Source organism: Zoogloea sp. LCSB751 (assembly GCF_002028455.1).
In the GTDB taxonomy this organism is placed as follows: Bacteria; Pseudomonadota; Gammaproteobacteria; order Burkholderiales; family Rhodocyclaceae; genus Zoogloea.
The window spans coordinates 1-262 of the sequence record NZ_MWUM01000290.1; the positions used below are offsets into that span (position 1 = coordinate 1).

Genomic DNA, 262 nt, shown 5'->3' on the forward strand with positions numbered 1-262 from the left:
AACAAGGAACGAGCACAAGCTCAGCGCAAAGGATGGAGCTTAAGTTTGGCGCTTAAGTTAGCTCACTGGGTTGATAATATGTTCACCGACCTTAGTCATGGCGCTGTAGCTACGGCTGGTCGACTCTTCAAACTCCTTCGCCAGAATCGTGCTGACATAATGCCAGTCGCTACGCACAGCCTCCTTAGTGAAGGTTAAGGTCATAAAACCGCGATCTTTGAGGTTGGTGTATTTCAGATCCGGCACCAACTCGACAATTGCC

At 49.2% G+C, this 262-nt stretch carries 1 protein-coding gene; it reads right to left on the reverse strand.

Translation table 11 applies throughout. The features are described 5' to 3' along the window. Positions 1–57 precede the first annotated feature (57 nt). A partial coding sequence (locus B4920_RS26680; RefSeq protein WP_216820079.1) for a hypothetical protein occupies positions 58–262 on the reverse strand: 205 nt, incomplete at its 5' end.